Below are 25,732 nucleotides of genomic sequence, written 5' to 3'. Positions count from 1 at the left end.
CAATTTGGCCCGGGGCAACAAGGGGCCATTTGCCACTGCGGGAGGGAGACCGAAGCATGAGCTTTTCCATTGAAGCACTGGCAGTGCTTGCCTTGAGCTATCTTCTGGGGGCTGTGCCCTTTGGCCTTGTGTTCACCAAGCTCGCGGGGCTTGGTGATATCCGCGATATCGGCTCCGGCAACATTGGTGCTACCAATGTGCTGCGCACCGGCCGCAAGGATCTGGCGCTCGCCACCCTGCTGCTCGACGCTGGCAAAGGCGCCATCGCTGTTCTTGTGACCCGGTATTTTGTCGCGCCAGAGCTTGCAGCCATCGCAGGTGCTGCTGCTTTCATCGGGCACTGTTTCCCCATCTATCTGGGTTTCAAGGGCGGCAAGGGTGTTGCCACCTTTGTCGGCACGCTCTTTGCCATTTCATGGATGCTGGGGCTGGCATTTGCCGGGCTTTGGCTTCTGGCGGCTGCCCTCTTCCGCATCTCGTCGCTGTCCGCGCTTATTGCATCGCTTCTGTCCCCGCTTGCTGCCTATTATCTGCACGGCGGGCCCGGCTGGATGCCCATCGCTTTCATGACCCTTGTCATCTATATCCGGCACCGTGAGAACATCGCCCGCCTGATGAAGGGTGAAGAACCCAAAATCGGTTCCAAGAAAAAATAACACCGGCCTCACAGGCGTGGCGAAACACGCCGCACTTTACGCCGCACTGGCGCCTCACATACGCCTCATACACGCCGCAGATTCGCGCACACTTTATTGACATGTGTGGCGAAGTTCGCCACAGTCCAACCATGAACAAAACGGAAACATTGGTCAGATTTTCGGACGATGAACGACTGGCTCGATTGCGCCTGATCCGCACCGACGGCATCGGCCCCGTTTTGTTTCGGCAGCTCATCCACCGCTTCGGTGATGCTGTTACGGCTGCGGAACAAGTGCCAGACCTTGCGGCTTCCAGCGGTCGGCGCAAACCATTGCGTATTGCGGGCGCCGACGATTGCGCGCGCGAGCTTGAAGCTGCTGGTCGCTTGGGTGCTCACGTCTTTTTCTGGGGTGAAAGCGCCTACCCCTACCGCCTTGCCGCCACCGAGGATGCACCAGCCGTTCTCTATACCCTTGGAAATACTGAACTTTTAAGCCCATCTTCAGCGCTTGGCGTTGTGGGCGCACGGAACGCGAGCGCAAGCGGTATCAAGCTGACCGGCATGCTGGCTGGCAAGGTGGCAGAGGCTGGCACCGTCATCGTCTCCGGTCTCGCCCGCGGTATCGACGCCGCCGCCCATAAAGCGGCTCCCAAGGCCACCATTGCCTGTGTGGCTGGCGGCCTCGACATCATCTACCCGCGCGAAAATACCGGCCTTTATCATACACTTAAGGCTGATGGCCTTATTGTGAGCGAGATGCCGCCGGGCACCCAGCCACAGGCCAGGCACTTCCCCCGCCGCAACCGCATCATCTCGGGCCTCTCAGACGGCGTGCTGATTGTGGAGGCCGCGCTTCGTTCCGGCTCCCTGATCACCGCCCGCTATGCGCTTGAGCAAGGCCGCGACGTGTTTGCCGTGCCAGGCTCACCACTTGACCCCCGCTCGCAAGGCGCCAACAAGCTCCTGAAAGACGGTGCCATCCTCGTGGAAAACGCCGATGATATATTGAATGAGCTGAGCGTCTGGCACCGTGGGAAAGAGCCGGTGCCCCAGAGCAATTTCGATTTCAGTTCACCCCCCGCCACCATAAAACCAGCACGGGAACATTCTGCACCAGCCGGGGATGAGGCGACCCTGCTGTCGCTCCTGAGCCCAAGCGCCGTTCATATAGACGAGGTTATCCGCCTCTCCGGCATGCCCACGGAAGTGGTTTTGTCTGGCTTTCTGGAACTTGAACTGGCGGGTAAAATAACACGTCATGCGGGCGGGAAAGTCAGCCTGAGTTAGGCGCACTGCGGCATGATAATTTTATGGCTTTTACAAGAAGGCATTGCATTCCTGCCGTCTTCGAACTAGGTGAAGGCTTAAAGAGTGGGCCAAAAAAGGCATAGCTATCAAGGATAGGGACAGACGGACGTATGAACGTCGTAATCGTAGAATCACCCTCAAAAGCCAAAACGATCAACAAGTATCTTGGCAAAGATTTCAAGGTGTTAGCCAGCTTTGGCCACATCCGGGACCTGCCGTCCAAGGATGGTTCGGTAAAGCCGGATGAAGACTTTGCGATGGACTGGGTCGTTGACCGTGATTCGAATAAACGCCTGACCGATATAGCAAAAGCGGTAAAAGACGCTGACCGCCTCTATCTCGCGACCGACCCCGACCGTGAAGGGGAAGCGATCAGCTGGCACGTGCTTGAGGTGCTGAACAAGAAGAAGGCGCTCAAGGGTGTTGATGTTAAGCGCGTTGTCTTTAACGAGATCACCAAATCCGCCATCTTGAAAGCCATGGCGGAGCCGCGTGATCTTGATGACGAGATGGTCAACGCCTATCTCGCACGCCGCGCGCTCGATTATCTCGTGGGTTTCACACTGTCGCCTGTGTTGTGGCGCAAGCTGCCGGGCGCTCGGTCCGCTGGCCGGGTTCAGTCAGTAGCCCTCCGCCTTGTTTGTGAGCGTGAGAGCGAGATTGAGAAGTTCCGCGCGCAGGAATACTGGTCTGTTGAAGCGGCGCTGAACGGCCAGTCTGACAAGTCTTTCATCGCGCGGCTTTTTGCCCTGAACGGTGAGAAGATCAAGAAATACGGCATCGCCAACGAAGCTGCAGCGACCGAGGCCGCTAGCCTTGTTGGCCGCACGCCCCTCACCGTTACGGCAGTGGAACGAAAACCGGCGCGGCGGCACCCGCAGCCACCGTTCACCACCTCAACCCTGCAGCAGGAAGCAGCCCGCAAGTATGGCTTCCCGGCCAACCGCACCATGCGGGTGGCGCAGAGCCTTTATGAAGGTAAAACCATCGGTGGCGAGGTTACGGGTCTTATCACCTACATGCGTACGGATGGTGTGACCATCGCGCAGGAAGCCCTGAACGCAACCCGCGGGGTGATTGAATCACGCTACGGTGCCAAATTCCTGCCCGATAGCCCGCGCGTCTACAAAACCAAGGCCAAAAACGCACAGGAAGCGCACGAAGCGATCCGCCCAACAGACCCAATGCGGCGCCCGGCTGACGTTGCGCACGCGCTCGATGCCGACGAGATGAAGCTTTATGAGCTCATTTGGCGCCGTACGATCGCGAGCCAGATGGAAAGTGCCTTGATGGAACGCACCACGGTGACGATCCTCAATAGCGATAAAACCGCTGAACTCCGCGCCACTGGCACCGTTGTACAGTTTGAGGGTTTCCTTTCCGTCTATCAGGAAGGCCGTGACGATGAGGCGGACGAGGATGACGCGCGCCTGCCAAAACTCACCGAAGGTGAGGTTCTCACGCTCGAACAGGTAACACCAAAACAGCACTTCACAGACCCACCACCACGCTTCACAGAAGCAACGCTTGTGAAACGGCTTGAGGAGCTGGGTATCGGGCGACCATCCACCTATGCGTCGATCCTGTCGGTGCTCAGGGAACGCAATTATGTGCATATGGAGCGCAACCGCTTTATCCCTGAGGATAAAGGGCGGCTCGTTACAGCATTCCTTGAGAAATTTTTCCCGCGCTATGTCGAGTATGACTTCACGGCGAACCTTGAAGAGCAGCTCGACCATATCTCAGCCGGCGAGGAAGACTGGAAAGCCGTGCTTCGCGAGTTTTGGGCGGCCTTCAAGCCTAAAACGGAAGAAATCTTGGGTGTGCGCAACGCAGAAGTAATTGATGCGCTTGATGAATATCTCGCGCCGATGCTTTTTGCCGAAACAGACGACACCGCCAAAGACCCACGCAAATGCCCGAGCTGCGATGACGGTCGTTTGGGCCTCAAGACAAGCCGCTACGGCGCTTTTGTGGGCTGTTCCAACTATCCTGAATGTAACTACACGCGCCCGTTTGGCAGTAATGGAGATGAAAACGGCGAAGGCAGCGACGAGCCCGCCAACCTGGGTGAAGACCCTGAAACGGGTGAGCCTATCAGCGTTCGCACAGGCCGCTTTGGCCCCTATATCCAGCTTGGTGAAGCCCAAAAAGGCGGTGAAAAACCAAAACGCGCCAGCATTCCGAAAGATATGGATGCAGGCAGCATGACGCTTGAACAAGCGATCGCCCTGCTCTCTTTGCCGCGTGAAGTTGGTGTGCACCCCGAAACAGGCAAGGTTATCACTGCATCCATCGGGCGATATGGCCCCTATGTGGCGCATGACGGCAACTACGGCAAGCTTGCCTCCACGGAGGAAGTTTTCTCAGTCGGCCTCAACCGTGCTGTAGCTGTGATCGCTGATGCGGCAGCCAAAAAGGGCGGCGGCACCAAAACGGTTCTCAAGGAACTTGGTGAACACCCGGAAGAAGAAGGCTCGATCCGCGTGCTGGATGGCCGTTATGGCCCTTATGTGAACCACAAGCGCACCAACGCGACACTGCCGAAGGGCACGGAGCCTGAAAGCGTGACGCTTGAACAGGCGCTTGAATGGCTGGCGGCCAAGGCTTCCAAAAAGGGTGCGCCCAAGAAGAAAGCGGCCCCGAAGAAAGCCGCTGCTAAAAAAACCACTGCTAAAAAAGCACCCGCCAAAAAGGCATCAGCGAAAAGCAAAAAAGCGTCCTGACCGGGGCGCTTTTTCGGTTATACAGACCCCGCACGCTGCACAAACCACTTAGGACTGTTGCTCTATGCCTGAATTCAGGGCTTAATTGAGCAAAAGGAAAGGACCCGCCCCTTGGCGAAATACGAGCCCGGACAACTGCCCAGCCGCGACGAGATCATGGATTTTGTCCGTAACTTTCCGGGCAGCAAAGTCACGAAGCGCGATATCGCACGTGCCTTTGGCGTTAAGGGGCCTGACAAGGTATTCCTCAAAAAACTGCTGCGCGAACTGGCGGAAGAAGGGCTGCTCACTAAAGACACAGGCCATGCGCTAAGAGCCTCTGACCGCTTGCCAAGTGTGCAGGTTGTTGAGTTTGCGGGGCTTGATGACCATGGCGACCCGCTTGTCAAACCTGTGAATTATGAGGGCGGCGGCACACCACCCCGTATCTACCTGAGCCAGAAGAAGGGTAAACACGCGCCCCCTGCGATGGGACCGGGTGACAGGGCGCTTGTGCGCCTTACCCCGGTGAAAGACGAGCCACCTATCTACCGCGCGAGTGTGCTCAAGTTCCTGAAGCCCGCGCCAAAAGCCCTGATGGGCGTGTTTCATGGCGGCCCCAATGGTGGTCGCCTGCACCCGGTGGACAAGAAAAACCGCGATGAATACTGGATCGACCGTGACGATGTGATGGGTGCGGTTGAAGGCGAGCTTGTGCTGGCGGAACCCGTTAAAAGCAAACGCCAATCAGGCCCCAAACGTGTGCGGGTAAAAGAACGCCTTGGCGATGTGGACAGCGCACGCTCCATCAGCATGATCGCAATCCACAGCCTTGATATTCCTTATGAATTCCCCAACGAGGTGATCAAGGAAGCGGAGGCCGCGAAACCAGTTGCCCTGGGTAAACGTGTGGACCTGAGGGATATTCCTCTCATCACCATCGACCCTGCTGACGCGCGCGACCATGACGATGCCGTGTGGGCCGAGCCCGATGACGACCCGAACAATGAAGGCGGCTGGCACGCTATCGTTGCCATCGCAGATGTGGCGCATTATGTGCCAAACGGCAGCGCGCTTGACCGGGAAGCGCTCAAACGCGGGAATAGCTGTTATTTCCCGGACCGGGTGGTGCCTATGCTGCCCGAAGCGCTTTCGGCCGACCTTTGCAGCCTTATGCCGGGTGTTGAGCGCGCCTGTATGGCCGTGCACATCTGGTTCGACAAGGACGGCAAGAAGCGCAGGCACAAGTTTGTACGCGGCCTGATGAAAAGCGCGGGCAATGTGTCTTATGAGCAAGCCCAGGCTGCACTTGATGGCACTTGCGATGATATCACCGCACCGCTCCTTGAACCGGTACTCAAGCCCCTATACGGCACCTTCAAAGCCATTATGAAAGCGCGGGCCAAACGCCAACCGCTTGAACTGGATATGCCTGAGCGCCGCATTGAGCTGGACGCCAATGGCCATGTGGCTGGTATCACGATCAGGGAACGCTTTGACGCGCACAAGATTGTTGAAGAGCTGATGATCACCGCAAACGTGTGCGCGGCGGAGGAGCTGGAAGCGCACCAGACACCGACCATGTACCGTGTGCATGAGGAACCCCCTCTCGAAAAACTTGAGAGCCTGCGCGAGTTTCTGGCGACGATGGAGCTTAACCTCGCCAAGGGGAATGTGATGATGCCCCGGCTGTTTAACGGCATCCTCGAGAAGGTCAAAGACACGGCCTATGAGACGCTGGTAAACGAGGTGGTCTTGCGCTCCCAAACCCAGGCCTATTATTCGCCTGACAATATGGGCCACTTTGGCCTCGCCCTGCCCCGTTACGCGCACTTCACGTCACCAATCCGGCGCTATGCCGATCTTGTGGTGCACCGTGGCCTTGTGCGCGCGCTGGGCTTTGGCAAAGACGGCATGACGGATGAACAGCGCGACAAGCTCGCTTCCATCGGTGAGCAGATATCCAGTACGGAACGCCGCGCCATGGCGGCCGAACGCGAGTCTACCGACCGCTACCTCGCCAACTATCTTGCCGACCATGTAGGCGACGAGTTTTTTGGCCGGGTAACAGGTGTTACGCGCTTTGGGCTTTTTGTCAGCATTGAACCCTCAGGCGGGGACGGTTTGATCCCAATTTCTGAAATCGGGCTTGATTATTATAGCCATGACGAGGCGCATCACCGCCTTGTGGGTGAACGCTCAGGCGAAGAGTTCAAGCTTGGTGACAGGCTGAAGGTCAGGCTCACGGAGGCCAATCGTTTCACCGGTGGCCTCAAACTCGAACTTGTGCGCACGGAAGAAGAAATGGCCGCCATGCGCAAAAACCAGCACAAAAAGCTTGGTGCCCGCCACAACCGCACAGGCGGCAGGCCCGCGCGCGGCAACCGCAATAAAGCTGGCAAACCAAAAGGGAAAGCTAGAGGCCGATAAACGGCTGCACCATGCGCCCTATCACGCTGTGGAGCCTGATGGGGGCGTCGGTGACCACAAGGCAGATGCAGTCCTCGCCTTCATCAATGATGGGGCTATGGTTTTTAAGCTCCGGCCCGGCAAGTTCCATCAACCCCGGTGTAAACCGCTTATCACCCACAGCGTAGCTGCCCCTGAGCACAAGGGTAAACTCTGTGCCCCTGTGGTCATGAAGGGGCATCTCGGTACCGCCACGGGCCCGCAAGAGCCATAGGCATTCACCGGACTCGTACTTTTTCAGGCGGACCTTTTTCATGCCCGGCCCCATGAACTGCCATTTGAGGTCATCCAGTTCACAGCTCAGATAGTCCCTAAGTGGCGCCGGCAGTTCGCTCTCCCGGGGCTCAGCCTGGGTAGTAGGCACATCGTCATTGTCGATGACATCAAGAATGTCTTCAAGCGCACCAGCGCGCAGGCGGACAGGCTCAACCTCATCGAGAAGTGCGCCGCCAATGGCTTCCGCGTCCGCAACCTTTTCCTGCAGATCAGGGTGAAAAGCTATGTGGCTTGCCACAACAAGAGACTTCGCTTCGCTGAGCGCGCCCGCAGCGTAAGACACCATCCATTCATCATTCAGCAGACCATGTTTTGTCATGCCAGTTCTCTCAACTCATTACGCAGTGCCTCAAAGGCAATTCTTATTCGGGATTTGACGGTGCCGAGTGGCAAGGCCAGCGTTTCCGCGATCTGGGAGTGGGATAGCTCCCGATAAAAAGACAGCTCAATAACCTCGCGCTGGGGAGGTTTCAACTTCGTGAGCGCGTGCGACACCAGCTTGCGGTGCTGCCCCTCAACCGCGGCACTATCGGCGGTTTCGTCAGCGATAAGGCTGTCCAGATGACCTGCAACATCAACTTCGGTGTATTTCTGGCGCCGGGTATGGTCGATAAACCTGTTGCGCGCGACACGAAAAAGCCATGTGGAAAGCCGGGCTTTTTGGGGGTCAAACTGCGCGGCCTTACGCCAGAGCGTAACCATCACTTCCTGCGCCAGTTCCTCGGCCTTCTCATCCTCCAACCCCAGGGTCATGAGGTGGGACTTAACCCGTGGCGCAAAATAGGAAAAAAGCTGTGCAAAAGCGGACTTATCCCTAAGGTCGGCGACCCTTAGCGCCAACTCTTCATGCGACACAGCCTGCTTTTTCCTGGCAGAAAAAATATCGATAACCCCGGCTTGAGCGTTGCTCCCAAGCCTGACCTCACCATTTGAGGTGGACGGTGTCAAGCACCGCGCGCCCTGATCATCACGCGATGCCTGCACCGACCGGGGGTCGTCTCTATGTAATTCTGCTTTCATACTGGTTTCTACGGAGGAACGGGCTCGCCAGATCAAGCCGGGGTGTAAAATCACGCGCGGCGTAAAAGAAAAGGCAGCCCGAGGGCTGCCTTCCGCGTACATCTGGTTTTCGCAGATGTTATTCGGCCATCATGCGCCAGTAACCAGTGAGCTCTTCCATGGTGCGAACTGCAAGCGTTTCGCCCACTGCCTGCTCACTATAGCCTTCCTGCTCATAATATTCCTGAAAGCCGCGATCAGTCGCCTCATAGCGCTTCACCTCACGGGTTGGCGGCATGGCTTCTGTGTACAGGCTGGTGATGGTTTCGCCGGTTTCCACCTGCACCACATTCACCTGAAATGCGAGACCAGACTCGCTCTCATAGCTTGGGGCCAGCAAAATCTCGATCATATAGTCTGCCTTGCCGAGCATGGCGTTGATCTCAAGGCCGTGGGTGTTCACCTGCTCGTTAGACATGGCATCCTTGCCCTGTACGCGGGTGATCATGTCACGGTCGATAAGGCGTGCCCCGCCCTTGATCATGGTGTTTTTGAAGCTGCCTTGAACCTTCCAGTTCAATATCTCTTCAAGGTTTTTTCGGGCCTGATCTTTATTCAGGCGCACCGTGCCGCTGTATTCATAAGCCTGCGCGTCAACGCTGCCTGGGCGCATGCTCGTGGTCGTACGCGTATCCCGTGTGCCATGAAGCTGGCCATTGCCATGCGTGTGCATATTGGTGCTGGTGGTGGTGTTGCGCGTAATCGTTGGTGTTTTCACCTCAAGTGCACGCGCCTGATAGTCGATATAATAGGTTACCACCTCATCAGAGAAGTCACGGTTCCAGAAAACAACGAACCTTGGCCGTTTTACCCGCTTGTTCTCTTCCCTGAACGCATTGATCGATGGCGTTTGGTCGGGCAGAGGTGGTGGCGGACGACGCTGAAGCGTTGTTGGTACGCCCTCACGCATCTGCTGCGCAACCGCAACCTGATCAAGCGAAGCCGCAGCAACGAGGGTCAAAGCGGCGAGACTGACAGAGCTCAAGGCGCGTTTCATGGTCATTCTCCTTCGTCAACTTCGATCAGATAATAGCCAATATCCATGGAGATAGACATCTCGCGGTACACAGCGGTTGAACGAGGCTGCAGGAAAACACGCTGCCACGCGGTTTCAGGTTCCGCCGGGAACTGGTCAACATCCATGAAAGAGGTGCGCACAAGCACTTCTTGCGGATAGTCTGTGCAATTGATCAAGCGCGCCATCACCTCAAGGGTGCCTGTGTCTGTGCGGCGGGCAAAAACACCCTGCGGCAGGATCTTCTTGGCGATGTTCTTGTCAATAATCTGCACCGAATTGAGTGCAATTGGTGTCATCGTGCCCCGTACACCGGAGACGATAGCCGGGCCCGAAGGGCCCAGCTTTTTAAATGCACGGAAATCGCATTTTACGACATTCTGTGCTGAGGCAGCCTGCGCCAGCAAGAGGGCGGCAGCCGCCCCCATAACAGTTTTTACCGCAAGACGACCAATGTGAGTTTTCATCACTCTGCTCCTTCAGAAGTGCCGGCTGGCATGCCTGGAGTTTCACTCGAAAGCCAGGTCCGGTATGCAACGTTCATACGTTGTACGTCCTTGTCCTGCTTTCGCATTTGTTTCCAGTCAAGACGAGCGCCGGGGCTCGATTCCGCGATCATCGTGGCGGGGCGAGACCGGTTCCACACAACGGTACAGGCATCACCGCCTGCAACCAGAGCCGCATCCTGCATCGGTGGTATTTCACCGCCCTCACCCATAAATTCAGCGGCATAGTGCAAGCCACCAACATTATCGATGCTTTCGGTTGCCACCGTGACATAGCGCGGCAGGTTATCCCACTGGCGTGTATCCGCTTCTGGCTTGGCGGCTTCAGATGCAGCACCAAAGAGACCACCAATCAGGGCAATACCGGCCCCTACGAGCGCAGCGTCACTGTCACCCCCATATAGGCCAGCCAACGCTGTCACCGTACCGGCTGTAGACATAACGTCGCCAACTGCAGCCGTTGTTTCCTTGAACTGGGCTTTACCTTCCAGAATGCCGTCCACAGGGCGACCGCCCCGCGTTGACGCCTGCCAGTAGATGTCTTCCATCACATAGGCTGCGGGCTCATAACGGACGTTACCGTCACCATCAAGCGCAAGCGGACGGGCGCCAGTTTCAACAAAACGGTCATCGGTGCGGAACTTCAGGATTTCCTTGTATTCACCATCACCGTACTTCACCGGACCGGTGCCAAGCTCTGTCAGGAACAGAACGTTATGGTCAGGCGCAGGTGCGACAAGGTCATTCCTGAACTGAGCAGCTTTCGCGAAGGAATCTTCCCCGCTGCGGCCTTGGCACTGCAGCGACCAGCCATCCAGATAGTTCATCAATGCAAAGTCGGCCTGGAAGTCTTCAGCTTCCGACACGGTATCCTGATATTCGCCTGAGCGGAACATGGCGCGAGCGTTCTCATAATCACCCTCAGCCAGATAAACGATCCCGCGATAGTAATAGGCCATCGCGCGCTCGTAAGGCTCGCCTTTGTAGTCTTTTACAGATTCAGCCTGAAACTTGGATTTTGCAGCTTTAGCCTGATCATTGTTGGCGTAGATGGCTTCGATCTTATCGATCGAGCGGTCAAACGCCCACTCGGCGTGATCAAGGTAGCCAAGCTCAAGCGCTGCGACACCCAAACGGTTGAAGTTCAGCACCGCATTACGCTCGCCTTCAATATAAAGGCTGCGATAATAAGGCTGTAGGGGTTCGGGGCGGCCCGAGACATAAAGCCGTGTCTCAGCGGGATATGGCCCCATGCCATATTCCTTCGCCAGAGACTTCTCCAGCTTCTTGATTTCTTTGTCGTAAGATTTACTGGCGTTTTTATTCGCCTTCTTGATGGCTTTCAGCTCTTTTCCGACGGCTTTATATTCGTCCTTGAGAGCTTTCTTTTCTTCTTTGCTCAGGTCTTTGTTTTTAAGCGCCAGCTTCAAGTCCGCATAGCGGCTGGTTAAAAACTGTTCCCGGGAAAGAGCTTCAGCAGAGACAGGTGGTGAAGAGCGCAACTCAAGTAGGCGCTCGCTGTCATCAGCGTAAGCAGGGTGGAAAAACAACACACTCGCAACAGCAACGGCCGAAATTCGGCAAGCAGACGTAGTCATCGCTCGTCTCCTCTAGCGATATATAATTTCAATGATGTTTGGAGTGCGGCGTCTCTGGCCGCCGCACGTCTGTATTTTTAACGGTAAACCACGTCATCCGCAGCTGCCTTGGACAACTCGTACATGCCGCTCCAGACAATGATTCCGCGCTCAAGATCAACCATTTCAAAGGTGATCTGGGTATAGCGCTGCATCATCCCTGTGCGGGCATCCCGGCTGTCAGCTGAGGCAATCGTGCCACCAAGGCGGTAATCACCACCGGCCTGCGACGCGGTCATGCCTGTTGTGCCTGTATCCACAACACCGTCACGCTTCAGATTGCGTTCCTGCTGCACCATGTTCGCATAGTTACGGCCGACGAAGATCATGCGGCCTTGCGAAGCACGGTTCAGGTTAACCCGCAACCGGTTGGTGATCAGGTCCTTGTTGATGCGCTGTGTGCTGTCGTTCATGAAGAACTCGCTGTCCACAATCACCTGTGGTGGATTGGCAGCATTTGCCAGCATCGGGTTGGCAAGCATATCTCGCATCATACGGTCCGTCATGGACTGGATATCGTTTGATTCGATACCCACGCCAGCAACGGCGCCTTGACGACCCGGATCCTGCGAAATGGTTGAAACACCAGCGGAATTATCAACTGACGGCCCACAAGCGGACAGCAAGCCCGCAGCCATACCTACAAATGCAAACTGCTTAAGGCTTGCAATAGTTACACTTTGCTTAGTCATAAACTCCCCCATCAAAAGCGTAAAATGACCCAAAAACGCTAGTCAGTTTCATGATTTAATTCAAGTCATCAAAAATTTAGGTAGCATTTTAGGCAAAGTGGTGCGGCGAACACCCCCAAAATTCAACTAAAACTATAAGTTCTTACCTGCTCAGCCTGTATTGAAGGCATTTGTCTTCCCTAAACTCTTATCTGATCCTGTTTTGAAATCTGTTTAGCGGGCCGCTCAACAAGAAATCAGCTGCGAGTCCCGACAAACAGCGATGAAGTATAAATAAAGTTGTTATGCGTTTGTTATTATGACACTGGCACGGCTATCTCCACGATGCCCGAAAGCTGCGTTTAGGTAGGTTTTACGCACAACCTTAACCTCTCAGGTAAGTGATCTATTACAAATTGCGCCCTAGCCTAGGCGTTGTTACTACTTCCCTGTTCAGCAGAGCCTGACAGGGTTCGCTTCGCTGAGGGGGATACATTATGACTTTGGACAAATTACTATTACTGCCGCAACTGCAATCGCTATCCGACACGAGCGTCCTCATTGCGCGACTTGTTGTTGGTTCATTCCTCGTTTGGGGCGTACTCGACAATATACTAAGCGCGGAACGCATGGCGGAGTTCGTGAGTTTCCTGACAGCCCATAAATTCCCCTGGCCTGAGTTTATGGCTCGGCTCTCGGTCTGGGCGCAGTTCCTGATCGGCGTTTCCTTTATCCTCGGGCTCGGCATTCGGCTCGCGGGCCTGCTTTGCATGGTCAATTTCATTGTCGCTATTGTGATGGTGGATATGCACGGCGGTATACGGGCGAGCTTTTCGTCCGCATGCCTGATTCTGTTTGGTTTCTACTTTGCCACAACCGGTGGCGGCCGCATGGCACTCGACCGCTTGATAATGCGCCACGATATCCCTCATGACTGAAATCGAGGGGCGACATAAGTTCAGTACAGCCGTTGGCGCTTGCGAGATTGAATGGACCGAGAGCGGCATTTGCCGCTTCAGGTTGCCGGACGCAAGCCGCGTGCACGGCAAGCTGAACGTGGGAGCGGTTAACACCGAAGGCCTTCCACCACTTATAGCGGAAACCGTCGCCCTCGTGCGCCAAGTGTTAAGCGGTACGCGTGCGGACCTCTCCAAACTCAGGCTGGACCTCAGCTACGCCACACCATTCAACCGGCGCGTCTATGAATGCGTGCTGACCATCCCATTTGGGAAAACCATGACGTACGGAGAGGTTGCGAGGGAGGTTGGCGAACCCGGTGGCGCGCAGGCAGTAGGCCGCGCCATGGCGGACAACAAAATCCCGCTGATCGTACCCTGCCACCGGGTACTGGCGGCTGACGGGAAGATGCACGGCTTCTCCGCCCCCGGCGGTACAGCCTCAAAACGCAAGCTGCTGGAGATTGAAGGCGCGATTGAACCCGAGCCTCCAACTCTTTTCGATTTTGTTGACGCGCAGAACAACTAGGGCCGCAAAGCCCCTACGCCACAACTTTGGAGAAGGCTTCAAAGCTCCGTTTGATGCTCTCGAACGGGTCTTTCGGATTGTCATGCTCCACAAAGAAGTGTTTTAGGCCCGCCTCTTTGCGGTGCTCAAACACAGACTTGAAGTCGATCTCACCATCACCCACGGAAACCATGTTGCCCTGTCCGTCCATGTCTTTCACATGCACGCAAGGCACCCGGCCTTTCAGTTTTTCCATCAGGGGCAGCGGGGCCTTCTTCGCGGTCGCGAGCCAAAAGAGATCAAGCTCAAAATTCACTAAATCTGCGTCTGTGTCTGCCATCAGAACATCAAACGGCGTGACACCGCCCTCAGCGATAAACTCAAACTCATGGTTATGGTATCCCACCTTCACACCTGCTGCTTTGGCCTTTTCCCCTGTGACATTGAGGATATGTGCGATCTCACGGAAACGGTCGAGCGAACGCTGCTCTGGCGGTAGCCACGGCAGGATCAGGTTTTTGTGGCCAAGCGCATCCGCAATTTCAAGCGCACGGTCAAAGTCGTTCTCAAACACTTCCGGGCTCATATGCGCTGACGGCGCGGTCAGGCCGTTGTGCTCAAGCATTGCCTTGATCTCGGCAAGGGGTTTATCGAAATAGCCCGCAAACTCGACCTCCCGGTATCCGATGGCAGCGACACGTTCCAGCGTTGTTGCCATATCTTCCGCCATAGCGTCCCGCACGGTGTAGAGCTGAACACCAATCGCCTGATCCGCATGCGCAAAAGCCGGTTTCATGATGCCCTTCCCTATTGCCACACCCGCGAGGGCGCTCGCCCCAACACTCAGGAGGAAATTCCGTCTGCTCATATTCATTTTCATCACAAAACTCCTGCTTTCATCTGGTCCGCCGCAAAATGCGCCGCCCGCGCGGATAGCGCCATAAAGGTAAGCGATGGGTTTTGGCAGGCGGTCGACGCCATTGCCGCACCATCTGTTACAAATAGATTGGGTACTTCGTGGCACTGGTTAAATTTGTTGAGGTAGCTGTCTTTGGGGTCATGACCCATGCGCGCAGTGCCCATCTCGTGAATAGCAATGCCGGGGAAGCTCTCATTCTTGAAACCATGGACAGTCTTGAAACCCGCTGCGCGCAAAATCTCAATCGCGGTTTTCTCCATGTCATCTTTCATCTTCAGCTCGTTTTCGCCGTATGCACAGCTAACCTCCAGAAGTGGCATACCCCAGCGGTCCTTCGTGGTTTTGCTCAGGGATACATGATTTTCAAAAGCGGGCAGCATCTCGCCAAAACCGCCCAAGCCGAACCGCCAGGTGCCAGGCCGCTGTATGGCTTTCTTGAAATCCTCGCCAACGCCTTTTTTTGAGGTTGCGTTCCACCAGTTCGCGCGCTCTGCCCCGCCTTGAAAACCATATCCCCTGAGGAAACCTTCGTGAGGTTCGGTTACGTTCCGGAAACGGGGCACGTAGATGCCTGTGGGTCGCCGTCCCTGATAATAAAGGTCCTCATACCCCTCCACCTCGGCATAGGCGCCAACATCAGAGATGTGGTCCATCAGATAGTGGCCAAGCGCGGCCCCAACGTTGCCAATCCCCCTTGGGTATTTGGCCGATCTGGAATTCAGCAGAATATGCGCGGTTGCAAGTGTTGAAGCGCAAACAAAAACCACACGCGCGGTGATGCGCACATGCTGGAGCGTTTCCGTGTCCACCATATGTACACCTGACGCTTTACCGGTCGCATTGTCATGCAACACCTCTTGCACCTGCACGTTGGGGATGAGGGTCATATTACCTGTGCGATCTGCCGCTGGAAGCGTTGCAGAAAGGCTGGAAAAATATCCGCCCCACGAGCACCCGCGCTGGCATTGATTGCGGGACTGGCACGGCCCGCGACCAAGCTCGATCTGCTCATCGGTCGGCTCCGTCAGGTGGGCACATCGCCCCATGATGATCTTACGGCCGGGGTATTTTTCCTCAACTTTTACCTTCGCGTCTTTCTCTACAGAATTCATTTCAAAAGGTTTTTGAAAAACACCGTCTGGCAGTTGGGGCAAATTTTCAACCGAACCACTAATACCCGCAAACTTTTCCACATAGTCGTACCAGGGCGCGAGGTCATCATAACGAATGGGCCAATCACAGCCGTGACCATCCTTTTTGTTGGCCTCAAAATCCGCCTCGCTCATACGGTAACTTTGCCGGTGCCACAGCAGGGATTTGCCGCCGACGCGCGCGCTTCTGATCCAGTCAAAACGTTTGCCGTCTTTCACGGCAAAAGGGTTTTCCCGATCGTTGATGAAATTGTGTTTGGTATACTCGGAAAAGGCATAACATTTTTTCACGTGCTCATAGTCGCGGGCAGCCTCTTCCTTGCTGACAAGGCCACGGTTCGGCATCTCCCACGGGGCGGCATGCTCCGTTATGTAGCCGTCGCCGTGCTCAAGCGGGGTACCACGATCAAGCACCGCAACCTTATACCCTCGTTCGCACATCTCTTTAGCGACCCAGCCACCCGACATGCCGGAGCCCACAACAATCACATCAAAATCGTAACTCGTGCTCATACCTGCGCGCCCTTTATGTTGACCAGCCTCTGTCAGAGGCTGACAGTTTGAATTCGTGATATGGCCCGGGCACCGGGTCATAGGCGAGCTCAACGGAGGCACCGACCTCAGAGGTGTAATATCCGATCAGGGTCATTTCCTTGAGCTTGCGGTAAAAGCCGGAAAAATGGTCAGCGTCCCAAAGGGCTTCATCAAGCGATTGAACGGTGGATTTCTGCGCTTCTGCGTTACTGCCGATAAACCCGGCATTCATACCGATGAAAGCATCGAGCCCACTGAGAAAAGACATTCGCTCTTCAGCGCTTAACCAACTCGTTAGCGCCATATCGATAAAGGCGGGCACATCAGCCCCCAACGCGCCGGCAGTGTCAGTTTCCGGGATAATGATATCGGCAATGATGCTGATGCACGTCTTTTGGCTGCTACTCAGCGTTCCACCCTCTGTAGTCACCTCATCCGCCGCAAGCGCGCGGCTCAGGATGCCTTCAGAGCTAGGTAGCAAGGCCCCGCCCGCAAGCGCGGACAGGCCGATGAGCAAGCGCCGCCTGTCTAACCCTTTTGGTTTCATCTTCCCTCCCCAATGAAACCGGTTACCAAAAGATGCGGAGCAGGCCCGGGGAGGATTATCTCCGCTCAGGCCCGCCCGGCATCATCTCATAAAAACTGCCTGAGGTGCGCTGCACTCTCGACCAGCGCGCGCTTTCTGTCCTCAAGCGACCCTTCATAGTCGCTGTCTTCCACTTCAATACAGAAAGCACCATCATATCCCGCCGCCTTAAGACCAGCGACATACATGCCCCAATCGATATCCCCTCTCCCCGGGATTCTTGGGTCATGGTATGAAAGCGGTGTTGCCATCGTACCCACGTCGTCAAGACGCGCGCGATCAAGCTTCACGTCCTTGGCATGAGCATGGAAAAAGCGCGGCATGAACTCGCCAAGCGGCTTCATATAATCCATCTGCATCCACACAAAGTGCGAGGGGTCGTAGTTGAGGCCGAAGTATGGCGTGTTGAACGCTTCAAACATGCGCCGCCAGATCGCCGGGCTATAGGCCAGGTTTTTACCGGCAGGCCATTCATCACCCGTGAAGAACATCGCACAGTTTTCAATGCCGATGCGCACCTTGCGTTCTTCGGCATAGCTGAGAATATCGCCCCAAACCTCTTTGAAGCGCGGCCAGTTTTCATCGACGGATTTGGTCCAGTCATTGCCCACAAATGTGGTGACAAGGTGAAGCCCAAGGAGCACCGAAGCGTCAATCACCTTTTTGATGTGGGCGATATAAACCGCAGCTTCATCCCGATCAGGTGTCAGCGGGTTGGGGTAATACCCAAGCGCGCTGATCTCGACCCCCTTCGCCGCACAGTAGGCTTGCACACGCGCGGCGTCTTCCTCAGTAAAATCGGCAACATCAAGGTGGGTTACACCAGCATATTTTCGCTCTGCCTTGCCCTTGGGCCAGCACATGATTTCGACACACTCAAACTTCTGCTCAGCCGCAAAATCAATCACCTCCTCGAATGAGAGGCCGTCCAAGATCGCGCTTTGAAACCCAAACTTCATCAAATGGTCCTTAGTCTAAACAGTTACCCAGCGTTCTTGCCGGTGGCTTTCCAGAATGGCTTCGCAAAGCTGGATTTCCTTGTGTCCTTCAGCGAAGGTCGGAAAGGTTGGCACGGCAGCATAGTCACCGGCTCTAATGTAGTCATAAAACGCGCGGAAGCATTGTTTGAAGGTATCCGGATATCCTTCCGCGTGACCACCGGGGTAGCTTGCTGCTGCGGCGGCACTTGGTGCCATCAGCGATGGATCCTTGATCAGAATATTGTTTGCCTTGTCACGTTCACCTACCCACAGTTCGTTGGGACGCTGTCCATCCCACGCCACAGACTTTTGGGCGCCGTAAATTTCATAACGCAGCGCATTTTTCTGCCCAGCAGCCACCTGCGACACATAAAGGCTGGCTTTCACACCACCTTTGAAACGGAGGAGAATGCTGGCGTAATCTTCCGTATCAATCGCTGCATCTTCGCCAGACGCATCCCCTGCCTTGGTGAAGGTAGCACCGCCACCTACCGGGCGTTTACGGGTGGGGTAAACGGTAGACATATCCGCAAACACGGCCTCGATCTCAAGGCCTGTGATCGTGCTCAGCATATCCATCCAGTGTGTGCCAATGTCGGCCACCACACGTAGCGGACCGCCAATATCAGCGTGCAAGCGCCAGTTATAGTCGCTTTCATGCAGCAGCCAGTCCTGAATATAACAGCCATTGATATGGAAAAGGCGGCCAAGCTCACCACCTGCCACCATGGCTTTCGCCTGAAGGTTCAGGGGGTAATAACGCAAGTTATAACAAACACCTGCAGCCAGAGACTTGCCTTTCGCAACTTCAACCAACTCCGCAGACTGTTTGCTGTCCATCGCGAGCGGCTTCTCGCACATCACATGTTTGCCTGCTATCAGCGCCGCTTTGGCATAAGCATAGTGAAACGCGTTTGGCACACAGATATGAACGGCGTCAGCGGCAGCGTCCGATAGTACATCGTCGAAATCCTTGTAGGCGCGGCTGATACCGAGCTCTCGCGCAGCCTCAACCGATTTGGCTTCTGTGCTACCGAGGATGCCCGCGATGCCGACACCCAGACGCCTGAGCGCTTCAACATGGGTCACACCCATAAAACCGGTTCCGATGATTGCTACCTGCACGCCCTACCCCTGCGGCTGGACACAAAATGATTGTGCCGAAGTTTTTCTTTAGGCAAATTTGTAACCGGTTACATTTTCACTTGTCAAGCGTTTGTAGATCACTGTAGGCTCACAACATATGGGAAGGTTGGCCAGTTTGATTAACTGGCTTGTGTGACGAGCATCAATGAGGTCGTCACTTAATGTCTTGGGGAGGGCACCGGCTATGACGGCACGCATCTATTCACAGCTCAGCTTAATGATGTTCCTACAGTTTTTCATCTGGGGGGCGTGGTTTGTAACCCTCGGCACCTATCTGGCGGGCATCGGCTTTAGTGGCACACAGATTGGCAACGCCTATCTCACCAACAATATTGGTGCCATTGTTGCCCCATTTTTGGTTGGTTTGATCGCTGACCGTTTTTTTGCCGCAGAGAAAGTGATGGCTATCCTGCATATCACTGGCGCTATTGTGCTCTATTTTGTGTCCGACCTCACCTCGGCAAGTGCAATCATCGCTGGCCTTCTTCTTTATAACATCTGCTACATGCCAACGCTTGCGCTCGTGAACACAGTCTCCTTCAATGTGATGGAAAGCCCGGATACGGAGTTCCCACGCGTTCGCGTATGGGGCACCTTGGGCTGGATATGCGCGGGCCTCAGCATCTCGTTTATTCTGTCCGGCATGGTGGAGAGGGTTGAAGCCTCAACCTATCCCATGCGCATGGCGGCGGGCGCATCTCTTCTGCTCGGGCTGTTCAGCTTCTTCCTGCCGCACACTCCACCAAGCATGACGAAAGAGAAACCAACACTTGGCAAGATATTAGGGGCAGATGCGCTCGGCATGCTGAAAGATCGCTCGTTCGCGATTTTTGCACTGTGCTCGCTTCTCATTTCCATTCCCCTCGCCTTCTACTATGCCTTCACCAACCTTTACCTGAACGACCTTGGTGTCACGGACGCGGCCGCGAAAATGAGCTTCGGGCAGATGTCCGAGGTGGCCTTCATGGTGCTGATGCCGTTCTTCTTCCGCCGCCTAGGCGTGAAATGGATGCTGCTTGTCGGCATGCTGGCATGGGCCGCACGATACGCCCTGTTTGCGAGCGGTGACGCAGACAATCTGATGTGGATGATCTATGGCGGCATTCTGCTTCACGGCGTGTGTTACGACTTTTTCTTCGTCACCGGCCAGGTATATGTGGACCAGAAAGCTCCGAAAGCGAACCGCGCAAGCGCGCAAGGCTTTATTGCCCTTCTGACCTACGGGATTGGTCTGGCCATAGGCTCCACCCTCGCAGGCATGACAGTTGAAGCAATGACAATGGACGGCGCCCGGCTTTGGGCCAATATCTGGTGGATACCTTGCGTGTTTGCCGGTGTTGTCGCGGTTCTGTTCTCCCTGCTCTTTAGGGAAGAAAAACAGATAGATGAGAAGGCCGCTGCCGCGCTAACAGATTGAAAATGAGTTAATCTTCAATATAGTTGGCGAAACTTTCAAGGGGCAGGCATGACCAATATCAGGGCCGTATCAAAACTGGCTGGTGTTTCAGTGGCAACCGTATCGCGGGCGCTGCAGAAGCCGGATATGGTCTCAGAGGCCACGCGTGAGAAGGTAAAAAAGGCGGTCGAAGAAGCAGGTTACAAGCCCAATATGATGGCGCGCAACTTTCGCTCCAAAAAATCCTTCTCGATCATGGTCTTGGTGCCAGATGTCTCGAACCCCTTTTTTGGCCGCGTGATCAGCGCGATCCAGCATGAAGCCCGCGCACGAAAGCACAATATCATCCTTGGCAACACCATGGGGAAGATTGATCTTGAGCGTGAGCTGGCCCACATGCTGCTCACCAACCAGGCGGACGGCATCATCCAGCTAAGCTCAAGATACCCGCTAAGCGATGAAGATCGTGCGGCCGCCAAAACTCTACCAATCGTGAACTGCTGTGAATGTGTTGACGATGACAGCATGCCTACGATCCAGCTTGATAACAGCGGTGCCGCCAAAGCGCTAACGGATCATCTGACCGGCCTTGGCCACAAACGCATCGGCGTGATCGCGGGACCGGAAGAAAGCCCGCTCACTATTGCTCGCCTAACTGGGCATACACAAGCCCTCAAAGCGCACGGCATTGGCGCTGATCAGAGCCTTGTCATGGCCGGGGACTATTCCCTCGCATCCGGCAAGGCCGCGGCAGAGAACCTGCTTGCGCTAGATGATCGCCCAAGTGCGATTTTCTGCTGCAATGACGAGATGGCCATGGGTGCACTCCATGCAATCCGCAAGGCAGGACTTAAAGTGCCGGAAGATATCTCGGTCACCGGGTTTGATGATCTGGAGTTTGCTAGCTACACCAGCCCTGCCCTGACAACAGTCTCGCAGCCATCCACAGCGTTTGGTGCCCACGCCATCGCCACACTTTTTGACATGATGGCGGGTGACAAAACACAAAACCGCCACCTTGTATTGCCATTTGAACTAATTGTACGCGGCAGCACAGGGCCTGCCCCAACATAAGCTGACAGGGAACAAGGATGGCAAAACTACCCCTGAAACAGGATTACGGCCCACGCGACTTTAAAACCGCGTTTGCGGCACGTGTATATCTCATCAGCGATGAAGATATCCGCTTTCTGTTTGAGCGCGCTATCCCGGGTGGCGACTGCACACCACCGCGTGATTTTGCACCAGACCCTCTTGGCCTCGCACATGCCGACCAGTGGCGCCTGCCAGCTTTCAGCCTCAACCGCCCTTTAAGTGAGGACGAAGAAGCCATGGACGCCGCGTGGGATGCGGACTTTAAGAAAACCTGCATCACTGAAGCCAGCTACTATTACGAAAGCCTGCTGGTGCAAACGGTCACCTCAACCGCTGAGCACCCTATCCTGTCATGGGTAGAGTTACGCGCCCGTTGTTATGTCGCGTGGCGCCCGGATGAGCTGCCGCTCAACCCCGCACCGGGGATTGAGCGCCGCTTTTTCACCATGGATGAACTGATGAGCGACGCCCACAACATCAGCAGCCACAGCCGCTATGTCTTCTTGCGCCTCAACGACTTCATGTCGCAGCACGGCAGCTATATCTACTGAGTAGACGACACCAATTGCAGCTCATCCGTTGGCACGTCCCATGGCAGGTGATTATCTTCCAGAACCACAAGATTCTTGCTTGCTATCAGGTCTGGTAACGCCGCTGAATAGCCGAGCAGTTCTGCCGTGCCAGCCTCGGGGTGACGCGCTAGCAACAGGGCTTCATCAGACGAGAAGTTAGTCAAACCACGGGCAATCTCCACATCGTTTTCGTCATAGACGTGCAGAATGTCCCCCTTCTGGAAGTGACCATGGACAGAGACAATATCAGCGTGCGTGACCGGTCCGCCATTGGCAACCAGATCGTCGGCCGCTTTCTGGTTCAGCGTCATGCTGCCCGCCACCTGCAAACGGTTCGTGAGCCATACTTTCCAGGCGGAAGCCGGTGTACCAAAGGCCACACATTTGGTGTGTCGCCGCTCGTTACCCAGAACTGACAATAACGGCCGCTCCATAATACCCTCGGCGATGATAGTATTACAGCCCGCGTGCTGGGCCATATTCGCCGCCTGCAATTTTGTGAGCATGCCCCCACTGCCGAGCGCGCTCGTGCCTTCTGTCACCGACAGATATTCGCTCACATCCTCAAGCTTCTCGATAAACTTGGCGTCCGGCGCTGAGGGCGGCTTGTCATAAAGGCCGTCAATACTAGTCAGGATAATCAGGTGATCTGCCTGGATCATCTGCGCGACCTTGGCGGCAAGCCTATCGTTGTCGCCAACGCGCAATTCTTGCGTTGTCACCGTATCATTCTCGTTGACGATCGGCATGATCGAATGATCAAAGAGCCGCTCAATCGTGTTTTTGGTGTTGATGAAACGCCTGCGCTCTTCCATGTCGCCAATAGTGACGAGAATCTGGGCAATATCAAAGCCAAACTCGTGCGCTACATTTCTGTAAGCGTTGAGAAGCAGCAACTGCCCACATGCGGCTGCCGCCTGCTTATCCAGAATGCCCGCATCTTCAGGCGTTTTACCAACGGTGTTGAGGCCAAGCGCCACAGCCCCGGAAGACATGAGCACCACATCATATCCTTCAGCTTTCAACTGGGCGATATCGCTCATCAGCCCGTGCATGAACGCATAGCGCAGCGTGAGCTGCTGACTGTGCGCGAGCAAACTGGACCCGATTTTAACGACGATACGTTTCTGGCTACTCAACTTTAATCTCCTTGAAGATTTACCAACCTTTCGCGCGGGCGCATCCCGGCGATTTCTGGTCAGCGGCGCCCTTTTAGCGCAATAATATTACTTTGACCACAATTAATTATAAGACCTCTAAGGACCCAAGCCGATATATTCAAAATCGACAGGCCGAACTTAGAAGCCTCATTAACGGCGCAAGTAAAGCCATACACCGGCATAAATTTTCCATAAGGAATTTACTCTGTTACAGCTTTTTAATTTGTATTCTAAATATATTTCACCTATATGAACCGCGACCGAAAGGCAGGAACACACGAAGCAGCCTCAGGCACAAACAAAGGTGCCCCCGGGCACTGCCTTGCCACATGAACAGGAGACGACAGCGAAGATGAATATTCTGATGATAGGGTGCGGTAAAATGGGTGGCGCCATGCTGCGCCGCTGGTGTGATGCGAGCGATCATAGCTTCACGGTGATTGACCCCGCAAAACCCGACCTGCCCCAGAAAGTTCGTGTTGAAGCTGACCTGTCGGAGTTAGGCGGCGAAATATTCGATATGATTATTGTCGCCATCAAACCGCAGATGATTGAAGCCGTGCTGCCTGACTATAAAAACAGCCTGAAAAATGGCGGCGTTGTTGTTTCAATCGCCGCAGGTTTCGCGCTTAGAAATTTCAGCAAGATCCTCGGCGATGTACCGCTTGTGCGTGTTATGCCCAACCTTCCTGCGCTCATCGGGCTTGGTGCCACGGGGCTCTACGCCAATACACTTTGCTCTACCGGACAGAAAAAGACGGTCGAGGACCTGATGGAGGCCGTTGGGCGCGCCTTTTGGGTCGGCTCAGAAGATGAGCTGGATAAAGTAACCGCTATTTCAGGCAGCGGCCCCGGCTATGTGTTCCAGATTATCGAGAGCTATATTGCGGCAGCTGAAAAGCTTGGCTTTAAACCAGATGAAGCCCGTGCGTTGGTACTGCAAACCATCCTTGGTGCGACAGAGATGGCGAACCGCTCAGACGAAGCCATCAGTGCCCTGAGGGAGTCTGTAACCAGTAAAAACGGCACCACTGAAGCCGGGCTAAACGCCCTCAACGCAAACGGCGCGCTCGACACCCTGATGCGGGAGACGACTGACGCCGCATACAAGCGCGCGATTGAGCTGCAGTAACCATAGCACCCCCAAATCCCCCGAATGAGAGGAGCAGGATCGGTGACGATCATGACCGACGAAATTAAAGACTATATCCATGGCCTGGGTGAAAAGGCCGCCAAGGCCGCGAAAGCGCTGGCCGTTGCTGACGAAGCAACAAAAAACGCGGCGCTCACTGCCGCAGCCGAAGCACTGCGCAAAAACAAGGATGCCATCCTTGAAGCGAACAAAAAAGATGTTTCCTACGCCAAGCAGGCAGACAAAAACGCGGCATTCATTGACCGTCTGATGCTGGACGCTAACCGCATTGACGGCATAGCGGATGCGGTTGACGCCATTGTAAAGTTGCCCGACCCCGTAGGGCGCAAGCTTGCCACCTTCGATAGGCCTAACGGCCTCAAAATCGAGCGTATTGCCGTTCCCATTGGCGTCATCGGCATGGTGTTTGAGAGCCGCCCGAACGTTGGCGCGGATGCGGGCTCGCTCTGCCTAAAATCGGGCAACGCCATCATCCTGCGCGGGGGCTCCGACAGCCATCACTCCACCAAGGCCATTGTGGGCTGCATGAAGGCTGGCCTTAAGGCCGCAGGCTTGCCAGAGGATGCGATCCAGTCTGTCGAGACGAAAGACCGCTCTGCCGTGAAACACTTGCTGAAATGCGCAGAATATATCGACCTCGTAATCCCGCGCGGCGGTAAGGGGCTTGTTAAGCTTGTCACCCAGGAAGCGGAAGTACCAACCCTTCAACACCTGGACGGCAACTGCCACACCTATATCCATGAAGGCGCGGACCTTGATAAAGCCACCGCTATTGTCAAGAATGCCAAGCTGCGCCGCACCGGCATTTGCGGCGCGACAGAAAGCCTGGTGATTGACCGCAGCGTTGCAGCAAAAGCAATTCCAAAACTTCTGGACGCAATGCCAGACTGTGAATTTCGCGGTGACAGCGACGCCGTGCTGACCGACGAACGCGTGAAAGTCGCTTCCGACGAGGACTGGGGCACCGAGTATCTGGATTCAGTCATCTCAGTGAAGCTGGTGGACGGCCTCGAAGATGCCCTCACTCATGTGGATAAATACTCCTCCTATCACACAGATGCGATTGTCACCGAAGATGCCGCCGCGGCGGATGCTTTCCTCAATTCAATCGATTCAGCCGTGGTGATGCACAATGCCTCCACGCAATTCTCCGATGGTGGCGAATTTGGCATGGGTGCTGAAATCGGCATTGCCACAGGCAAGATCCATGCCCGCGGGCCGGTAGGCTTGGAGCAGCTCACCACGTTCAAATATAAGGTGTTTGGTAACGGGCAGGTTCGCGCCTAGCGC

At 55.3% G+C, this 25,732-nt stretch carries 23 protein-coding genes; 11 read left to right on the top strand and 12 right to left on the bottom strand.

From position 1 onward, the window contains the following. The first annotated feature begins 56 nt into the window (after positions 1-56). The 4 genes from plsY to rnr all read left to right on the top strand — a co-directional run bounded on the left by plsY (position 57) and on the right by rnr (position 7,083). A complete protein-coding gene (gene plsY / locus ACN0XZ_RS05350) occupies positions 57-656 on the top strand; it encodes a glycerol-3-phosphate 1-O-acyltransferase PlsY (RefSeq protein ID WP_417456699.1) in 600 nt (199 codons plus the stop codon). 131 nt (positions 657-787) lie between these two features. Next, complete coding sequence (dprA, locus tag ACN0XZ_RS05345) at positions 788-1,927, top strand: DNA-processing protein DprA (RefSeq protein WP_417456698.1); 1,140 nt, start codon at positions 788-790, stop codon at positions 1,925-1,927. Positions 1,928-2,058: 131 nt separating this feature from the next. Further along, positions 2,059-4,674: a type I DNA topoisomerase gene (gene topA / locus ACN0XZ_RS05340; RefSeq protein ID WP_417456697.1), complete on the top strand. Its 2,616-nt coding sequence runs from the start codon at positions 2,059-2,061 to the stop codon at positions 4,672-4,674. A 111-nt stretch (positions 4,675-4,785) separates the two neighbouring features. After that, a complete protein-coding gene (rnr, locus tag ACN0XZ_RS05335) occupies positions 4,786-7,083 on the top strand; it encodes a ribonuclease R (protein ID WP_417456696.1) in 2,298 nt (765 codons plus the stop codon). Here the strand turns inward: rnr and ACN0XZ_RS05330 are convergent. The 6 genes from ACN0XZ_RS05330 to ACN0XZ_RS05305 form a co-directional block, all read right to left on the bottom strand. Then, positions 7,070-7,717 carry a ChrR family anti-sigma-E factor gene (locus ACN0XZ_RS05330; protein WP_417456695.1) on the bottom strand — a complete coding sequence of 216 codons (648 nt, stop codon included), beginning with the start codon at positions 7,715-7,717 and terminating at the stop codon, positions 7,070-7,072. The two genes, rnr and ACN0XZ_RS05330, sit on opposite strands and share 14 nt — an antisense overlap. Beyond that, on the bottom strand, positions 7,714-8,418 hold the full coding sequence (locus ACN0XZ_RS05325; RefSeq protein ID WP_417456694.1) for a sigma-70 family RNA polymerase sigma factor: 705 nt from the start codon (positions 8,416-8,418) through the stop codon (positions 7,714-7,716). Before ACN0XZ_RS05325 ends, ACN0XZ_RS05330 begins: the two co-directional genes overlap by 4 nt. Positions 8,419-8,536: 118 nt before the next feature. Continuing rightward, positions 8,537-9,454, bottom strand: a complete 918-nt coding sequence (locus ACN0XZ_RS05320; protein ID WP_417456693.1) for a hypothetical protein — start codon at positions 9,452-9,454, stop codon at positions 8,537-8,539. 2 nt (positions 9,455-9,456) lie between these two features. Continuing rightward, positions 9,457-9,939: a hypothetical protein gene (locus ACN0XZ_RS05315; RefSeq protein WP_417456692.1), complete on the bottom strand. Its 483-nt coding sequence runs from the start codon at positions 9,937-9,939 to the stop codon at positions 9,457-9,459. Further along, positions 9,939-11,576 carry a hypothetical protein gene (locus ACN0XZ_RS05310; protein ID WP_417456691.1) on the bottom strand — a complete coding sequence of 546 codons (1,638 nt, stop codon included), beginning with the start codon at positions 11,574-11,576 and terminating at the stop codon, positions 9,939-9,941. Before ACN0XZ_RS05310 ends, ACN0XZ_RS05315 begins: the two co-directional genes overlap by 1 nt. A gap of 77 nt (positions 11,577-11,653) precedes the next feature. Further along, positions 11,654-12,307 (bottom strand): penicillin-binding protein activator LpoB, encoded by a 654-nt coding sequence (locus ACN0XZ_RS05305; RefSeq protein ID WP_417456690.1) that lies wholly within the window; start codon positions 12,305-12,307, stop codon positions 11,654-11,656. A gap of 476 nt (positions 12,308-12,783) precedes the next feature. On the opposite strand from ACN0XZ_RS05305, the gene ACN0XZ_RS05300 reads away from it, so the two are divergent. Then, the gene (locus ACN0XZ_RS05300; protein ID WP_417456689.1) at positions 12,784-13,224 is read left to right on the top strand and encodes a DoxX family protein; all 441 of its coding nucleotides are present in this window, start codon (positions 12,784-12,786) and stop codon (positions 13,222-13,224) included. Further along, positions 13,217-13,771, top strand: coding sequence for a methylated-DNA--[protein]-cysteine S-methyltransferase (locus ACN0XZ_RS05295; RefSeq protein WP_417456688.1), 555 nt, complete (start codon positions 13,217-13,219; stop codon positions 13,769-13,771). The genes ACN0XZ_RS05300 and ACN0XZ_RS05295 overlap by 8 nt, the downstream gene beginning before the upstream one ends. 13 nt (positions 13,772-13,784) lie before the next feature. Here the strand turns inward: ACN0XZ_RS05295 and ACN0XZ_RS05290 are convergent, their stop codons facing one another. The 5 genes from ACN0XZ_RS05290 to ACN0XZ_RS05270 form a co-directional block, all read right to left on the bottom strand. Then, positions 13,785-14,630, bottom strand: coding sequence for a sugar phosphate isomerase/epimerase family protein (locus ACN0XZ_RS05290; protein ID WP_417456687.1), 846 nt, complete (start codon positions 14,628-14,630; stop codon positions 13,785-13,787). Then, positions 14,630-16,333, bottom strand: a complete 1,704-nt coding sequence (locus tag ACN0XZ_RS05285) for a GMC oxidoreductase (protein WP_417456686.1) — start codon at positions 16,331-16,333, stop codon at positions 14,630-14,632. The genes ACN0XZ_RS05290 and ACN0XZ_RS05285 overlap by 1 nt, the downstream gene beginning before the upstream one ends. 13 nt (positions 16,334-16,346) lie before the next feature. Further along, positions 16,347-16,901, bottom strand: coding sequence for a gluconate 2-dehydrogenase subunit 3 family protein (locus ACN0XZ_RS05280; RefSeq protein WP_417456685.1), 555 nt, complete (start codon positions 16,899-16,901; stop codon positions 16,347-16,349). Between the two features lie 86 nt (positions 16,902-16,987). Then, on the bottom strand, positions 16,988-17,899 hold the full coding sequence (locus ACN0XZ_RS05275) for a sugar phosphate isomerase/epimerase family protein (protein ID WP_417456684.1): 912 nt from the start codon (positions 17,897-17,899) through the stop codon (positions 16,988-16,990). A gap of 15 nt (positions 17,900-17,914) precedes the next feature. Beyond that, positions 17,915-19,045 carry a Gfo/Idh/MocA family protein gene (locus tag ACN0XZ_RS05270; protein ID WP_417456683.1) on the bottom strand — a complete coding sequence of 377 codons (1,131 nt, stop codon included), beginning with the start codon at positions 19,043-19,045 and terminating at the stop codon, positions 17,915-17,917. 205 nt (positions 19,046-19,250) lie between these two features. Between ACN0XZ_RS05270 and ACN0XZ_RS05265 the strand changes: the two genes are divergently transcribed. Genes ACN0XZ_RS05265 through ACN0XZ_RS05255 form a run of 3 tightly spaced genes read left to right on the top strand, consistent with a single transcriptional unit; the run spans position 19,251 to position 22,108 of the window. Beyond that, positions 19,251-20,483 carry a nucleoside permease gene (locus ACN0XZ_RS05265; protein WP_417456682.1) on the top strand — a complete coding sequence of 411 codons (1,233 nt, stop codon included), beginning with the start codon at positions 19,251-19,253 and terminating at the stop codon, positions 20,481-20,483. A gap of 48 nt (positions 20,484-20,531) precedes the next feature. Then, the gene (locus ACN0XZ_RS05260) at positions 20,532-21,536 is read left to right on the top strand and encodes a LacI family DNA-binding transcriptional regulator (RefSeq protein WP_417456681.1); all 1,005 of its coding nucleotides are present in this window, start codon (positions 20,532-20,534) and stop codon (positions 21,534-21,536) included. Between the two features lie 17 nt (positions 21,537-21,553). Continuing rightward, the gene (locus ACN0XZ_RS05255) at positions 21,554-22,108 is read left to right on the top strand and encodes a hypothetical protein (RefSeq protein ID WP_417456680.1); all 555 of its coding nucleotides are present in this window, start codon (positions 21,554-21,556) and stop codon (positions 22,106-22,108) included. Here the strand turns inward: ACN0XZ_RS05255 and proB are convergent. After that, positions 22,102-23,268, bottom strand: coding sequence for a glutamate 5-kinase (gene proB / locus ACN0XZ_RS05250; protein WP_417456679.1), 1,167 nt, complete (start codon positions 23,266-23,268; stop codon positions 22,102-22,104). The genes ACN0XZ_RS05255 and proB overlap by 7 nt on opposite strands. Positions 23,269-23,641: 373 nt before the next feature. Here proB and proC point away from each other — a divergent pair, with 373 nt between their 5' ends. Together proC and ACN0XZ_RS05240 are read left to right on the top strand one after the other, a co-directional pair. Beyond that, the gene (proC, locus tag ACN0XZ_RS05245; RefSeq protein WP_417456678.1) at positions 23,642-24,421 is read left to right on the top strand and encodes a pyrroline-5-carboxylate reductase; all 780 of its coding nucleotides are present in this window, start codon (positions 23,642-23,644) and stop codon (positions 24,419-24,421) included. A 51-nt stretch (positions 24,422-24,472) separates the two neighbouring features. Continuing rightward, positions 24,473-25,729, top strand: coding sequence for a glutamate-5-semialdehyde dehydrogenase (locus tag ACN0XZ_RS05240; protein ID WP_417456677.1), 1,257 nt, complete (start codon positions 24,473-24,475; stop codon positions 25,727-25,729). The last annotated feature ends 3 nt before the right edge of the window (positions 25,730-25,732 follow it).

This window comes from Kordiimonas sp., from assembly GCF_048264555.1.
Taxonomy (GTDB): Bacteria; Pseudomonadota; Alphaproteobacteria; order Sphingomonadales; family Kordiimonadaceae; genus Kordiimonas.
This window is presented reverse-complemented; position numbering and strand designations above follow the sequence as displayed.

Bases quoted from the DNA above. Each gene is read 5' to 3' on its own strand.
- plsY (WP_417456699.1), top strand. From the start codon at position 57: ATGAGCTTTTCCATTGAAGCACTGGCAGTGCTTGCCTTGAGCTATCTT.
- dprA (WP_417456698.1), top strand. From the start codon at position 788: ATGAACAAAACGGAAACATTGGTCAGATTTTCGGACGATGAACGACTG.
- topA (WP_417456697.1), top strand. From the start codon at position 2,059: ATGAACGTCGTAATCGTAGAATCACCCTCAAAAGCCAAAACGATCAAC.
- ACN0XZ_RS05330 (WP_417456695.1), bottom strand. From the start codon at position 7,717: ATGACAAAACATGGTCTGCTGAATGATGAATGGATGGTGTCTTACGCT.
- ACN0XZ_RS05325 (WP_417456694.1), bottom strand. From the start codon at position 8,418: ATGAAAGCAGAATTACATAGAGACGACCCCCGGTCGGTGCAGGCATCG.
- ACN0XZ_RS05320 (WP_417456693.1), bottom strand. From the start codon at position 9,454: ATGAAACGCGCCTTGAGCTCTGTCAGTCTCGCCGCTTTGACCCTCGTT.
- ACN0XZ_RS05315 (WP_417456692.1), bottom strand. From the start codon at position 9,939: ATGAAAACTCACATTGGTCGTCTTGCGGTAAAAACTGTTATGGGGGCG.
- ACN0XZ_RS05310 (WP_417456691.1), bottom strand. From the start codon at position 11,576: ATGACTACGTCTGCTTGCCGAATTTCGGCCGTTGCTGTTGCGAGTGTG.
- ACN0XZ_RS05305 (WP_417456690.1), bottom strand. From the start codon at position 12,307: ATGACTAAGCAAAGTGTAACTATTGCAAGCCTTAAGCAGTTTGCATTT.
- ACN0XZ_RS05300 (WP_417456689.1), top strand. From the start codon at position 12,784: ATGACTTTGGACAAATTACTATTACTGCCGCAACTGCAATCGCTATCC.
- ACN0XZ_RS05295 (WP_417456688.1), top strand. From the start codon at position 13,217: ATGACTGAAATCGAGGGGCGACATAAGTTCAGTACAGCCGTTGGCGCT.
- ACN0XZ_RS05290 (WP_417456687.1), bottom strand. From the start codon at position 14,630: ATGAAAATGAATATGAGCAGACGGAATTTCCTCCTGAGTGTTGGGGCG.
- ACN0XZ_RS05285 (WP_417456686.1), bottom strand. From the start codon at position 16,333: ATGAGCACGAGTTACGATTTTGATGTGATTGTTGTGGGCTCCGGCATG.
- ACN0XZ_RS05280 (WP_417456685.1), bottom strand. From the start codon at position 16,901: ATGAAACCAAAAGGGTTAGACAGGCGGCGCTTGCTCATCGGCCTGTCC.
- ACN0XZ_RS05275 (WP_417456684.1), bottom strand. From the start codon at position 17,899: ATGAAGTTTGGGTTTCAAAGCGCGATCTTGGACGGCCTCTCATTCGAG.
- ACN0XZ_RS05265 (WP_417456682.1), top strand. From the start codon at position 19,251: ATGACGGCACGCATCTATTCACAGCTCAGCTTAATGATGTTCCTACAG.
- ACN0XZ_RS05260 (WP_417456681.1), top strand. From the start codon at position 20,532: ATGACCAATATCAGGGCCGTATCAAAACTGGCTGGTGTTTCAGTGGCA.
- ACN0XZ_RS05255 (WP_417456680.1), top strand. From the start codon at position 21,554: ATGGCAAAACTACCCCTGAAACAGGATTACGGCCCACGCGACTTTAAA.
- proC (WP_417456678.1), top strand. From the start codon at position 23,642: ATGAATATTCTGATGATAGGGTGCGGTAAAATGGGTGGCGCCATGCTG.
- ACN0XZ_RS05240 (WP_417456677.1), top strand. From the start codon at position 24,473: ATGACCGACGAAATTAAAGACTATATCCATGGCCTGGGTGAAAAGGCC.